This is a genomic window from Anabaena sp. CCY 9910 (genome assembly GCF_963920875.1).
In the GTDB taxonomy this organism is placed as follows: Bacteria; Cyanobacteriota; Cyanobacteriia; order Cyanobacteriales; family Nostocaceae; genus Trichormus; species Trichormus variabilis.
Genome location: NZ_CAWUDJ010000001.1, coordinates 541268 through 554886, shown reverse-complemented (window position 1 = coordinate 554886; position 13619 = coordinate 541268). Strand labels below are relative to the sequence as shown.

The window sequence follows — 13619 nt, the reverse complement described above, 5'->3', positions numbered from 1 at the left end:
AAGTTTATTTACGTTACCTACAGCAATACTGAAAATGAGTGAACGAAAGATTTCCATTGAAGATATTGCTCGAAAAGCAGGCGTTTCTCATTCCACAGTTTCACGAGCTTTACGAGACAGTCCCCTAATTAGTTCTCAGGTACGGGAGGACATTAAAAAACTCGCACAGGAGATGAACTATGTACCTAATGCGATCGCTAAAAGTTTACAAACTCAACGCACTTATACTGTTGGAGTAGTTGTCACTTCCATTGCTGATCCCTTTTTTGGTGAGTTAGTAGAAGGAATTGAACAAGTTGCCAGACTTGCAGGCTTGAATGTGTTTTTAAGTGCTTCACACGGAGATTTTGAGCAAGAAATAGGAGCTATTGAGAATTTTCATTATCGGAGAGTAGACGGTATCTTGGTAGCGGACTCACGAATTAGCAAACAGTACACCAAACAGTTAACACAATTTACTGTGCCAACAGTTCTAATTAATATCGACACCGAAGATCAAGGCAAAACATTTCACTCAGTGGCTATAGATGATCGCTTAGGTGGCTCTTTAGCAGTAGAACATTTAATCGATATGGGACACACTTCTATTGCCTATCTAGGGGTGGGTGATGGCAGCAAGGCAGATCAACAGCGTTTAGAAGGATATAAAATAGCTCTGAAGCAAGCAGGTCTACCACAAAATCCGGCTTGGGTGGCAATTAACCAAGACCCGAAAATTATCAACGATATTGATATTGGCAAAAAAATGCTACCTCAACTCGTTGAAGCTGGTGTAACTGGCATTTTTTGTTACAACGACATGGTAGCAGTTGGCGCTCTTTTAGCTTGCAAAGAACTAAGTATTTCCGTACCAAAAGATTTAAGCCTCGTGGGATTTGATAACATTGCTCTGAGCAGTTATATTACCCCACCCCTAACAACAGTCAGCCAACGAATGTTAGAAATGGGTGAGTCTGCAATGACGATGTTAGTTGACCTATTACAAGGTAAATCTGTAGAAAATCTGCTTTTATCTCCTTTTTTAGTCAAAAGAGATAGTACTTCAACTATCCATCGAAAAGTTTGGTGATTGTCTACGGTGGGGAGTAGTTATACCCCTGAGTAAGGTGCTAAGGCTAAAGTTTGCGTCAGATCACTAAGTAAAAAGCGATCGCAAAGGTTAAACATTTCCACCTCGGTTTGTGTTCGTCGCATCAGGCGCAGGAACTGACCTTCAGCATCAACACTCAGGGCAATATAATTGAGGAACATTTTTAGATAGCCTATGCGCGATCGCTCTGGCATAGTTGCGGCTGTCGGGGTTTGCCATAAACGATCAATATAGTTGCGTACTTCTACTAAAGGAACAGGGGTGATTGGTTCTCCTCGTAAAGCCTGGCGAATCTGATTAAATAGCCACGGATTCCCAATAGCCCAGCGTCCCACCATCACACCCGCCGCACCTGTTCGCTCTAGTACTTCTAAGGCAGTTGTGGCGGAGTGAATATTGCCATTAGCTAGTACTGGACAATCCACCCGTTGCACCGCCTCCGCAATCAAATCATATTTCACTACCCCGTGGTACATATCTTTGACTGTGCGACCATGCAAACTCAGCAAATCAATGTTGTGGCGATTGACGATATCGAGAATTTCGTAAAATGTGTCTGTATTTTCAAAACCTACCCGCATCTTGACCGTTAAGGGGCGATCGTTCACAGCTTGACGTAGTTCTCCCAAAATCTGATCCACTTTCCCCGGTGAGAGTAGCAATCCACCCCCAACATTTTTACGATAGATTCTCGGCGCGGGACAGCCCATATTCAAATCAACTCCAGCGATATCATAACGGCAGAGTTCCTTGGCGGTTCTCACCAAGTCGGGAATACTTTCCCCAATCATTTGGGCAAAAACAGGGCGACCCGTATCATTTTCGGTGATGGCTGCCAGAATACCGCGATTCAGCCGCGAAGTATCATTTACGCGAAAATACTCAGTAAAAAAGTAGTCAGGACTACCATAGTGGGCAATGACCTTCATAAACCAGAGGTTTGTCACATCCTGCATGGGTGCAAGGGCGGTGAAGGGTTGGTCTTTCTGAAGCGATTGGGGCAGCGATACCTGGGGCATAGATATTCGGGCGATCGACAAACTTGATTGTCACAAGAAGCAGGGGCGCAGGGAGCAGGAAGAGAAGTCGCAAGGAGGGTTTCCCTCCGGGCGAACTTCGGGAGCAAGGGGGGAAGACTTGGAACGGAGGCTCAGACTCCGCCCCAGTAAGAGCGCCCTGGAAGGGCAGGGCTTGATACCCATGTTACGCTCTGCTCCACGGCAGGGGACTGCTCCCCCTGCTCCCTGCCCCCTGCCCCTCCGCCTCTTTGGTCATACCTAATGTTACAATAGAAACACCGAGAGATATTTTGTCAAGCCAATTGGCAGTTTGCAATTATAAAGTCACTCAACATATATCAGAGTGTTGGGTTACGCAAAGCCTCCACCCAACCTACATTTTAGGCTTGTCACGCCAGTCAGTATGATAGTGGTGCATGACGGCTATATATCATTTACTCACACACATTTCTTAAGTTAGCAACTTATATGCAGATAATTGATAAAAAATCAAATAAGAAAGCCTGGGCAAGTGCATTAACTGAACCAGCCAAAGAATTTCCCCTGACTCCGTTATCAATGATCTCTGGTAACATCCCTGAAGGATTGCGGGGTACCCTCTACCGCAACGGCCCTGCCAGGTTAGAACGTGGGGGGATGCTTACAGGACACTGGTTTGATGGTGATGGGGCAATTTTGGCTGTCAACTTTACCGATGGAGGTGTGAATGCAACTTACCGCTATGTGCAGACTATTGGCTATCAAGCAGAAAACACCGCCGATAAATTTCTGTATGGCAATTATGGCATGACTGCACCAGGCCCCGTTTGGAATCAATGGCGCAGACCAGTTAAAAATGCTGCCAATACCTCAGTGCTAGCATTACCAGATAAACTTTTGGCATTGTGGGAAGGTGGAAAACCTTACGCCTTAGATTTACAGACTTTAGAAACCTGGGGCGAAGATAATTTAGGTGGTTTAACTAATGGATTAACTTATTCTGCCCATTATAAGCAAGACCCCCAGACCAAGGAAATTTTTAATTTTGGTATTAGCTTGGGGCTAAATGCCAAGTTGAATGTTTACAAAAGTGACTCTACAGGTCAAATTATCCAAAAAGCTGCATACCCCTTAGATGGTTTACCACTGATACATGATTTTGTCTTAGCAGGACAGTATTTAATATTTTTCATTTCCCCTGTGCGGCTGCGTATGTTGCCTATATTGTTGGGGACTAGCAACTATAGTGATTCTATGGAGTGGCGACCAGAATTAGGGACTCAAATTTTGGTTATTGACCGCGACAGTTTATCTTTAGTCAGTCGAGGGGAAGCAGAACCTTGGTATCAGTGGCATTTTGCTAACGGTTATGTAGATGCTAGTGGTGCAGTCATTGTGGATATTGCCCGTTACGAAGATTTCCAAACTAATCAATATCTCAAAGAAGTAGCTACTGGTAAAACTCACACACCTGCTCAAAGTACACTGTCACGGGTCACTTTACATCCCCAATCTGGCAAAGTAGCCGCAATTGAACAACTGTTAGATAAACATTGTGAATTTCCTAATGTTCCACGGCAAAATGTCGGTCAAGAATCTCGATATACCTATATGTCGGGATTCTGCCAAGGCACAGATATCAGCCAAGAACTATTAAACACGATCGCCTGCTTTGACCACAAGACACAAACCCTCACCGAAGCCTACCCAGGAGAAAACTGCTATCCCTCCGAACCCATCCTTGCGGAAAATTGGGTCTTAACAGTTGTATATGACGGCAATTCTCATAGTAGTCAAGTTTGGGTATATGATAGCGATCGCCTCAATGAAGAACCAATCTGCAAACTAAAATTACCCAGTATCATCCCTCATAGTTTTCATGGCACTTGGAAATCGGGTTTGAGTAAGGAGTAAAGACGAGGTTTTATTCCATTTTTCTGATGAGGCTTTTAAATTAAGGTGAGTTAGATATATTTTATTTCTTATGAGTGATGTGTCCCGTTTATCTCTAGCTTCTAACTCACCAACTGCAACCCCTCGGTTGCAATTACTCGTACTAAGTAATGGTCATGGGGAAGATGTGATTGCTGTCCGCATTTTGCAAGCGTTATTACAGCAAGCAAACCCACCAGATATTTATGCTTTACCTTTGGTAGGTGAAGGACGGGCTTATGAAAATTTAAATATACCCCTGATTGGTGCAGTACGTACCATGCCTTCTGGTGGCTTTATCTACATGGATGGGCGACAATTGGCGCGGGATGTACGCGGGGGTTTAGTGCAGCTTACCTGGAGTCAAATTCAAGCGGTGCGGCGTTGGGTAAGTTCCCAAAAAAAATTAGGTAACAATAACGCCATTCTCGCGGTAGGCGATATTGTCCCTTTATTGTTTGCCTTTGTCAGTGGGGCTAATTACGCTTTTGTGGGAACAGCGAAATCAGAATACTACGTGCGGGATGAAGTGGGGGTACTACCAAGGAAATCAAAAGCAGCCCGTTGGGAAAACTTTTCTGGTTCAATTTATCATCCGTGGGAACGGTGGTTGATGAGTCGTCGCCGTTGTCGCGCCGTATTTCCTAGAGATGGTTTGACTACACAAACCCTAAAAAATTGGCCGATTCCCGCTTTTGATGTCGGCAATCCGATGATGGATGGTCTAGAACCAAAAGTTTCACCACAGTTATTTTACATGGCCAATGCTCGTTATCAAGAGATGGACAGACCACTGGTAATTACCTTGCTTCCTGGTTCTCGTCCACCAGAAGCTTATCAAAATTGGCAAATAATTATGACTGGTGTTTCTGCATTAATGGGGAGTTTTCAAGAACGGGATACATTTTTACCCAATTCTGGCAGTGTGATATTTCTAGGAGCGATCGCATCTGGTTTAGACTTGAATATACTTGCTCAAACTGTGCAATCCCAAGGTTGGCGACCCCACGCAGATTTACCCTTACCTCTGCAAGATAGCAATGCGTTGATATTTAAACAACGTAATGCCTATTTAATTTTGACTCAACAATCATATAATGAATGCTTGCATTGGGGCGATGTAGCGATCGCAATGGCTGGTACAGCTACAGAACAGTTTATCGGTTTAGGTAAACCTGCGATCGCTATTCCTGGAAAGGGGCCACAATATAACCCTGGTTTTGCCGAAGCCCAAAGCCGACTTTTAGGCTTATCCCTGATTTTAGTCGAAGAACCAGCACAAGTGGCTCAAGTAGTGCGATCGCTTTTCACCAACCCCGACAGCCTACACATCATCAGAGAAAATGGAGTCCGCCGCATGGGTAAACCAGGTGCAGCAAGACGCATCGCTGAATGTTTGCTAGAAAAGTTTGGTAATTGGTAAATAAAGATATGCTTTATTCTGGACTGTAGAGACGTTGCATGCAACTTCTCTACACCCCCAAACCCATACACCCCCAAACCCATACACCCCCAAACCCATACACCCCTACACCGTGTGCGTAAGCCCTAATAAAGTTCCACATATTTATACTGATAAAAAGTAATATAAAGCCTATATTTTTAAGCTGAGTGTAAATTTGTTAAAGGATTAGGCACAGGAAATAGACGATTCTCTATAACTTTAAACTGACTATTTTCAGCATCATAAGCAAACACTTCTCCAGTTTCAATTTCATAAATCCAAGCATGAAGTGTCAGCTGACCACTATGAAGTTTAGAACGGATTACGGGGTAAGTCTCTAAATTTTCTATCTGTGTAAGAACGTTTTGCTCAATAGCAATTTTTAACAGTTTCTCATGAGAATAACCTTGGTAGTTGTCCATCACAAGGCGGCGGGTAGCTTCAGCATGACACCTCAACCATTCATAAACTGAAGGCATTTGTTGGGCAAGATTCCCTATTTGCAGTAATCCCTTCATCGCACCACAATGAGAATGTCCACAAATAACAATATCTTTAATACCTAAAGCCTCAACAGCATATTCTATCCCCGCAGCTTCCCCACCGTTTAACCTACTATAAGGTGGGATAATATTACCAACATTGCGAATCACAAATAAATCCCCTGGTTGGCTTTGTGTGATTAAGAACGGATCTATTCTTGAGTCTGAGCAAGTGATAAACAAAAGCTCAGGATTTTGCCCATGAGACAGATGCTCAAATAACTCACGATGAGCTACAAAATAGTTGTCATGAAATTCATTTAGCCCAGCGATAATGCGCTTAATCGGCACAGTTAAATTCTCCTTAATCAACTATTAATATATTGTTGCTTATGTGTTTCCAACTGATTCATGACTCAATTATGAATTGTAACTCCAATTATGCTTAATAACTCATAATTTATCAGTAAAAACAATAAATCCAGAATGAGGAAAATTTCGATGTCCAATCTTAATGCTTACAAGCAAGCAAAAACTTGATGGTTTTTATATTTCCCCCTCATTCTGGATTTTCAGGAATTAAACCTGAATCACTAAATCACCTATTTCTACATCACATACCTTATTTAATGTGCAGTCCATTTGGCATCAGAAACAATACATACACCGCCATATTTCTTAATTACAGGTTGAATCGCTTCTACTAATGCTTGTTCTTGTGCTTCCGTACAAATGCTCATGACATATCCATTAGTGAGGATATGCGTTTCTAAATCATCAATGACTTTACCTCTGTGTCCCTTGCCTGTAACAGTTTCAATTACCGTATATCCAGAAACACCATATTTTTCAAGAATTTCTAGAACTTTAGGTAGTTCTAGGGAATTGGTAATTACCTCTATTTTTTTGACAGCTTCCACTTCCTAAATTCCTATTAATTTGATGATGTTGAAATACAAGGGAATTCCGACAATGATATTGAAAGGAAAAGTCAGAGCTAAGGCCATAGATACATATAAACTGGGGTTAGCCTCAGGAACAGTTATTCTCATGGCTGCTGGAACGGCAATATAAGATGCACTTGCACAAAGAACAGCAAACAAGAGGGCATTTCCTTGGGAAATACCGATAAATTTAGCTAAAATGATGCCAAAAATCGCGTTAGCCACAGGCATGAATACAGAAAATGCTATCAAGAAAGAGCCTGTACGCTTCAAGTCTTTAATTCGTCTTGCTGCTACCATCCCCATATCTAGTAAGAAGAAAGCTAGGACTCCGTAAAAGATATCTTGGGTAAAGGGATGTAATTTCTCCCAACCTCTTTCACCCGTGAGAATACCAACTAAAACGCTACCAACTAGGAGAAATACTGAACCATTTAAAAATGCTTCTCTAAGTACTTCACCCCAAGAAAATTCTCCTTTCTCCTCATCTTTATTTTGCGTGAATAATCTCACTAGTACAATGCCAACTATAATTGCTGGCGATTCCATCAAAGCTAAGGCTGCTACCATGTGTCCACCTGAGGAGATATTGAGAATTTTGAGAAATGACTGAGCGGTGATAAAGGTGACAGCACTGATAGAACCATAGGTGGCTGCAATAGCCGCAGCATTATAACTATCCAGTTTGATTCTCAACACAAAAAACGAATATATCGGTACAGCAGAAGCCATAAATATAGCCGCTAATAATGTCAAAGCAATTTCTGGATTAATTCCACTTTCTTCAATTTCATATCCTCCTTTAAACCCGATAGCTAGTAGCAGGTATAGAGAAAATAACTTTGGTAACGGTTGGGGAATATCTAAATCCGATTTGCAAAAAATCGCCAGCATTCCCAGAAAGAAAAAAAGCACTGGCGGATTTAAAATGTTGGATAAAATCAGGCTGGAATTCATCTACACTTCCCTGATATTACTAAATAGGAAACAATAGTAGGACTTACGTACACAGGTTGTTTGTTGAGAGCGGGTGTAAGGGTGTAAGGGTATAGGGGTGTAAGGGTTGCAAACATTCATACCCCTGCACCCTTTTCCCAACCCTTGATCTTTCGTTTTCATGGGTAAGTCCTAAATAAGAAACTGGCGTAGTATGTCATCGCTACAGTATGTGTAACGAATCATTAACTATAACCAGTTAATTTAGTCCAGTATTGTCAATCAAATATGTAGATGATGTGTAAATGCTATGTATTTGCTGTAACAAATCCGAAATTGATAGTTTTATCGGCAAATTTCACGATTGACTACATTATTTCTCATGTTTGTCAATACAAGAATTATTCTAACTTTCAATTGCGCCCCTTACCAAAATCACGGTACTATCAACACCAGAAGCGATCGCCTCTGGAATGTTACCTTGAATAGCCTGTTGTAATAAGCCTTCACGGGAAGCGCCTAAAACCACCACATCATAACCTTCAGTTTCCACTAACTTAATCACACCTTCGACTACTGAATCAGCTTGTACTGGCGCAGCAATTACAGTACTAGATAGTTGGCGGCGACGCATCAATTGACGAATGGCTTGTTCTAAAACTGTCATATCTGGTCTAAATTCCCAAGGTTTAAACACCCTTGTCAAGCGAATTTGTGGGTCATCGCTTAAAGTAACTAAAGCTGGTAACAATTTAATGGCTATTCTGGCGTTGGGGCCGCCAGCCATTGGGACTAGCCAGCGATTGAATGGGGGATTGGGGATTGGGGACTGGGGACTGGGGATTGGGGAAGGTGGGGCCCCCTCTGGGGATAAGGGGTAATGGAGATTGGGGATTGGGGAAGTACCTAACTTAACTAGTACTACGTCACAGGTGGCTTGACGGATGATGGTGTCTACAACATTGCCAAAAATCCTACCTGGGGTGGATGTGCTGCCTTTCCATCCCATGAGAATTAAATCTATGTGTCGGTCTTTGATGGTTTCTAAAATGGCGTGAGCAGGATCATGGGCGACCCTAATTTGGGTGTGTAGGGGAATGCGCCATTTTTTAGCTAATACTTCGGCTTGTCGCAGAAGGCGACGACTTTTGGCAGTTCTCACAGTGGTTTCTGAAGGGGAACTGTGACGAGAAACCAGCATTACTTGTACACACTCTATTTCATAATGGCGATCGCGGGCAATGGCGGCTGCCATTTTTAAGAGAGTTGCGGCGGTTTCTGGGTTAGCTACTGGGACTAGTATTCTACCCCTGCCTGTGCTGGGACTCCGCGTTTGGTAAACTACATAGGATGGTTCTGGTTGGGGGCCTGGGTTGGGGTTTTCGCAGTTGAGACGGTCTGCTTCTACCCGAATGATATCTGCACGGGTAATAATCCCGATGAGTTTTTGCCCGTCTACTACTGGTAAGCGACTGATTTGATAACGGTCTAGCAAATATAAAACATTACTCAGGGTATGTATGGGTGTGACTGTCATAGGGTTAGCAGTCATAATTTCCCTGAGGTGAGGATGATTCTCTAGATTGCGGCTGAGACTTTTAGTTAAATCTGATTGGGTAATAATCCCGACTAATTTGTTATCTTCCACTACCGGGAAGCCGCGATGGTGGGAACTAGCAAAGGCTTGCTTGGCTTCTTCAAGGGTAATATCTGCATCTAAAGTTTCTACCCGTTGCTGCATCACATCTTTTGCAGTCATTTGGCTTAATATCCCCTCTACCGACATCTGTTTAGTGAGGGTAATGCCATTTAACAGTAATAATTTCTCATACAGTGAACCAGGTACTACTTTGTCTGCTACCAAGTAAGCCGTCACAGAAACTATCATCAAAGGCAACACTAAATTAAAATCTGTGGTCATTTCAAAGATAATCACAATGGCGGTGATTGGTACTTTAGAAACGGCACTAAAAAAACCTCCCATCCCCGCTAAGGCGTAAGTCACAGGAGAACCATCACCAGTGATTTGATACTCTAATACACCGACCAAATGTCCTAAAGCCGAACCCAAAATTAAGCTAGGCGCAAATAAACCTCCGGGTGCGCCAGAACCAAATGCGACTAAAGTTAGGGTAAACTGAGCAACAAAAGCGATCGCTGCAAAGCTTGGATTTAAATCACCAGTAATTACATATTCCCTTAAACCAGCATTATCCCGAAACGACTCAGGTAACAGCGATACGACAATCCCCGAAACCAAACCAGCCAAACCGACCCGCAAAGGTAAACTAATATGCAGACTCCGATAAAACTGGAGGCTAAAAATCAAGCCACGATTAAATAATGCACCCAGTAACCCTGCTAAAACACCCAAAAGCAAAAAGAAGGGAATTTCTGGAAAAGAAAAACGACTAGAGTAGGAAAGTAATTCTATATTTAAATTTAGACTGCGACCACCCAACAACCGGGAAACTACCCCGCCAATAAATGAAGCGATAATGGCAGTTCCCAGAGTCAGTCCCGATAAATCTTGAAGTAATTCCTCAATAATGAATAATACACCGGCAATGGGAGCATTAAAAGCAGCCGCCAAACCTGCACCCGCACCCGCCGCAATCATTTGCCGCCGATGGTCAGGAGAAGTGGGAACCAAGCGACTCATCCCCGCCGCTAAACCTGCCCCTACTTGGACTGTCGGCCCTTGTCTTCCTAATGTGATGCCAGAACCTAAAGCAATAATGGCACTCAGTAGCTTAATCACCGCTACCCGCCAAGACAATTTCATCGGTATATTTGCCAGGGTAGCCTTGACTTGGGGGATACCACTACCCGCCGCCTCTGGTGCTAATCTTTGCACCATCAGACCAGCCAAATACCCAAAGCCCAAACCTATGATTGGTAAAACTACCCATGCAGGCAAAACATGAGAACTATGAACCCGCCATGCACCTAATAATCCCGAACAAACCTTGAGGAATACCGCAGATAATGCAGCTAAAACCCCAATAACACAAGCTTCGGCGATCGCTAAACCCCGTCTAGGCTGCAACCAACTGCGAAAGTACATAGTACTAATTTAGTTATTTGTCAGTTGTCAGTTGTCAGTTGTCAATTTTCTTCCCCCTGCTCCCTGCCCCCCTGCTTCCCCTGCCCCCTAATTATTCCTCCCAGTCGTCGATAGCCCTTCAACTATTAAAGACGGAGTATAACAAGAACCGTTCCAATCAGCATCACTGCCTAATTCCACTTGCTTGAGGGCGGTATAAACATTGCCTGCGACCATTGTATCTTTGACGCGACCGATTACTTGACCTTTTTGGACTCGATAGCCTAATTCGATATTGATCGAAAAGTCGCCAGAGATACCACCGCTACCGCCGAGCATTTGGTCTACAATCAAGCCATCATCCATGTTTTGGATCAGGTCTTTGAGGGATTTAGAACCAGGCTTAATCAAAAAGTTAAATAAGCCAGGGGTGGGATAACTGCCTAAACCGGGACGGAAGCCATTACCAGTGGTGCCATTACCTAGTTGCCTTCCGGTGGTGCGATCGCAATAATAATTTTGTAATATGCCTTTTTCGATAAATACCAAAGATTTGGTCGGAGTACCTTCGTCATCAAAAGGGCAGCTATAAGGCCCGGCTTGGGGGTCTTGGTAAAGGGTAAGGCTAGGAGCGATTACTTGTTTACCCACGCGTTCTGCCCAAGGGGAAGCTGCTTCTAATACACGTTTGCCATTCAACGCTGCTTGTGCTGTTCCCCAAAGCATATCCGCCGCCTTGGAGGTAAATAAAACTGGGACACGACCGTTAGGAGGTGGAACATTTTCCTTAGCCCAAACCAATCTTTGTAAAATTTGATAAGCCAACTTTTCCGGGTCTAAGTAATCACGCTGAGTTTGTCCATCAGATACACTTAAAAAATCATCACCACGAACCCATTCGGCGGACATATAACAACTGAGGGTAGTATCGCTGTAGTAGCAATCTAAACCTTGAGTGTTGACAAGTCTAGTCGTTTCCACATCACATTCCCAGTCACTATTACAGAGGACATCGGGATAATTATCGCGGATGATGGCGATCGCTTCTTTGCCCCAACCAACTAAAACTTCTACAGACACAGCCTCACCCAAGTCTGGGTAGGATGGCTTAGAGTTGCTGACCAATTCCACTGGTTCTGATTGGTTCAGTTCGCTCAAAGCAAGAGCGCGTTCTACCATTGCCCCTGGTTCTACTGAACCATAAGCTACCGTGAGTCCTGGGCGACCTTTGCGCCATAGCCGCAGTGCCGTACCTTCAGATTGGCTGGTTTCTAGCTGTTTGAGTCGGTTAGCCTCAAAGAATACCGGACGAGAAAGCGATCGCGACTGATACACTTCAGCCGCTTCTGCTCCCGATTTAATAGCTAGTTCCAGCAGCTGTTCTGCTAGTGTATCTTGTGACAAATTTTCAGAACCCATGACCCTCGGTGAATTGTGGACTTTGGATTTTGAACTGGCAGTACACGCAGATCATTATCCCAAATCATTGGTGACTATCCGCGTAGATTTCAGACGGACGCAGATAATTATCCCAAATCATTGGTCTTTATCACCATTTAAAAGGAATGGGGATTGGGGACTGGGGATTGGGGATTGGGGACTGGGGATTGGAGACTGGGGACTGGGGACTGGGGATTGGAGACTGGGGACTGGGGATTGGAGACTGGGGATTGGGGAAAAAAATAGACAATTCATATTTCTCTCATCTCCTACACTCCCACACCCCCGCACCCTTACACCCTTACACCCCTACACCCTTACACCCCTATACCCCCACACCCTTACACCCCTACACCCCTACCTCTTGTAACAGCCAAAATCCAGCAAAAGACTCCGCTTCCGGGTTTGACTGCACGCCGATAAAATGTACACCGTTGGCCTTTTGTTTTGCTTCCTCGAAACCTCTAGCTTCTTGTAAGGTGGTGGGATTTTTGATATTTGCTAAAATCCAACTTTCCGTAGCACCAGTTTCTAAAACTAGTCTTGTTCCTTGGCTGGTATCTACTCTCAAAAATGCCAACTCCAAACCAGACATCCAACCCGCTATTGGCAAAGCTCTAGGGGAGAAAATCAATACCCCAGGAATGCGGGTTTCCGGCGATACCTGGACAAAATCTAATGGAAATGCCTCACTAAAACCAATTTCCCACTCTGGCATTTCTGCTAAATCCGCAGCTGATAAAGAGACAAACACCCATTGTTGTCCTTCCAAGGCATCAGGTAAGCGTTGTGGTAAGGGACTGTCCAAACGCACTGAGGGAGTCGTTCCCCCTTGATAACCTGGTTCTTGGGGATAAACCTCTTCCATGCGCTGCTTCAGCAATTGATTGAGCGCCAAGGTGCGTCGGCTGGGCAAAGCTGGAATACCTGCATCTTCGCAAGCCTTGACGATCATATTATTCATTTGGCGACGGAAAAAGCGAATTTTGATTGGTGCTTCCCCCGCCTTGCTAATTGCCTCTTGAATGGCTGTCCTTAACCAAACTGAATTGACTTCAGTGCTGGGACAATATTGTGCATAGCGAAATAAGGAATCCGTCTTTGTGCGAATATCTAAGGGACTTTCACAAATTACAACTTCCCAAACTTTTTTCTGATTTTCGTCCAAAATCGGACGGGAGTAAAAATCTAATTCCCAAATACTGCCCATGTTCTGCCGTATAAATCTGGCGAGTTTATATTTTGCTTATATTCTCACTCTACCAAGATTGGTCATTGGTCAGTGGTCAATAGTCAATAGTCAATAG

General features: G+C 43.7%; 11 protein-coding genes. 4 read left to right on the top strand and 7 right to left on the bottom strand.

What is annotated here, in order from left to right:
• Window positions 1-34 precede the first annotated feature (34 nt).
• The gene (locus ACM5QX_RS02390; RefSeq protein ID WP_414752211.1) at window positions 35-1069 is read left to right on the top strand and encodes a LacI family DNA-binding transcriptional regulator; all 1035 of its coding nucleotides are present in this window, start codon (window positions 35-37) and stop codon (window positions 1067-1069) included.
• A gap of 20 nt (window positions 1070-1089) precedes the next feature.
• Here ACM5QX_RS02390 and ACM5QX_RS02385 read toward each other — a convergent pair whose 3' ends face one another.
• Window positions 1090-2109 (bottom strand): tRNA-dihydrouridine synthase family protein, encoded by a 1020-nt coding sequence (locus ACM5QX_RS02385; protein ID WP_414752210.1) that lies wholly within the window; start codon window positions 2107-2109, stop codon window positions 1090-1092.
• Between the two features lie 468 nt (window positions 2110-2577).
• On the opposite strand from ACM5QX_RS02385, the gene ACM5QX_RS02380 reads away from it, so the two are divergent.
• A complete protein-coding gene (locus ACM5QX_RS02380) occupies window positions 2578-4002 on the top strand; it encodes a carotenoid oxygenase family protein (protein WP_414752209.1) in 1425 nt (474 codons plus the stop codon).
• Window positions 4003-4072: 70 nt separating this feature from the next.
• Window positions 4073-5443 (top strand): lipid-A-disaccharide synthase-related protein, encoded by a 1371-nt coding sequence (locus ACM5QX_RS02375; RefSeq protein WP_414752208.1) that lies wholly within the window; start codon window positions 4073-4075, stop codon window positions 5441-5443.
• 179 nt (window positions 5444-5622) lie between these two features.
• On the opposite strand, the gene ACM5QX_RS02370 is transcribed toward ACM5QX_RS02375, so the two are convergent.
• From ACM5QX_RS02370 to ACM5QX_RS02350, 5 genes are all read right to left on the bottom strand, one after another.
• Entirely contained in the window at window positions 5623-6297 is a 675-nt protein-coding gene (locus ACM5QX_RS02370; protein WP_011318952.1) for a carbonic anhydrase, read from the bottom strand.
• A gap of 275 nt (window positions 6298-6572) precedes the next feature.
• Complete coding sequence (locus ACM5QX_RS02365) at window positions 6573-6866, bottom strand: P-II family nitrogen regulator (RefSeq protein WP_414752207.1); 294 nt, start codon at window positions 6864-6866, stop codon at window positions 6573-6575.
• Window positions 6867-6869: 3 nt separating this feature from the next.
• Complete coding sequence (locus ACM5QX_RS02360) at window positions 6870-7847, bottom strand: sodium-dependent bicarbonate transport family permease (protein ID WP_414752206.1); 978 nt, start codon at window positions 7845-7847, stop codon at window positions 6870-6872.
• Window positions 7848-8232: 385 nt separating this feature from the next.
• Complete coding sequence (locus ACM5QX_RS02355; protein WP_414752205.1) at window positions 8233-10893, bottom strand: chloride channel protein; 2661 nt, start codon at window positions 10891-10893, stop codon at window positions 8233-8235.
• Window positions 10894-10980: 87 nt separating this feature from the next.
• On the bottom strand, window positions 10981-12291 hold the full coding sequence (locus ACM5QX_RS02350; protein ID WP_414752204.1) for a TldD/PmbA family protein: 1311 nt from the start codon (window positions 12289-12291) through the stop codon (window positions 10981-10983).
• Here ACM5QX_RS02350 and ACM5QX_RS02345 point away from each other — a divergent pair.
• Window positions 12290-12682: a hypothetical protein gene (locus ACM5QX_RS02345; protein ID WP_414752203.1), complete on the top strand. Its 393-nt coding sequence runs from the start codon at window positions 12290-12292 to the stop codon at window positions 12680-12682. The genes ACM5QX_RS02350 and ACM5QX_RS02345 overlap by 2 nt on opposite strands.
• On the opposite strand, the gene ACM5QX_RS02340 is transcribed toward ACM5QX_RS02345, so the two are convergent.
• Complete coding sequence (locus tag ACM5QX_RS02340; RefSeq protein WP_414752202.1) at window positions 12662-13522, bottom strand: Tab2/Atab2 family RNA-binding protein; 861 nt, start codon at window positions 13520-13522, stop codon at window positions 12662-12664. The genes ACM5QX_RS02345 and ACM5QX_RS02340 overlap by 21 nt on opposite strands.
• Between the last annotated feature and the right edge of the window lie 97 nt (window positions 13523-13619).

What these genes read in the sequence shown, in the direction of transcription:
- ACM5QX_RS02390 (WP_414752211.1), top strand. Translation starts at nt 35, where the DNA reads ATGAGTGAACGAAAGATTTCCATTGAAGATATTGCTCGAAAAGCAGGC.
- ACM5QX_RS02385 (WP_414752210.1), bottom strand. Translation starts at nt 2,109, where the DNA reads ATGCCCCAGGTATCGCTGCCCCAATCGCTTCAGAAAGACCAACCCTTC.
- ACM5QX_RS02380 (WP_414752209.1), top strand. Translation starts at nt 2,578, where the DNA reads ATGCAGATAATTGATAAAAAATCAAATAAGAAAGCCTGGGCAAGTGCA.
- ACM5QX_RS02375 (WP_414752208.1), top strand. Translation starts at nt 4,073, where the DNA reads ATGAGTGATGTGTCCCGTTTATCTCTAGCTTCTAACTCACCAACTGCA.
- ACM5QX_RS02360 (WP_414752206.1), bottom strand. Translation starts at nt 7,847, where the DNA reads ATGAATTCCAGCCTGATTTTATCCAACATTTTAAATCCGCCAGTGCTT.
- ACM5QX_RS02355 (WP_414752205.1), bottom strand. Translation starts at nt 10,893, where the DNA reads ATGTACTTTCGCAGTTGGTTGCAGCCTAGACGGGGTTTAGCGATCGCC.
- ACM5QX_RS02345 (WP_414752203.1), top strand. Translation starts at nt 12,290, where the DNA reads ATGACCCTCGGTGAATTGTGGACTTTGGATTTTGAACTGGCAGTACAC.
- ACM5QX_RS02350 (WP_414752204.1), bottom strand. Translation starts at nt 12,291, where the DNA reads ATGGGTTCTGAAAATTTGTCACAAGATACACTAGCAGAACAGCTGCTG.
- ACM5QX_RS02340 (WP_414752202.1), bottom strand. Translation starts at nt 13,522, where the DNA reads ATGGGCAGTATTTGGGAATTAGATTTTTACTCCCGTCCGATTTTGGAC.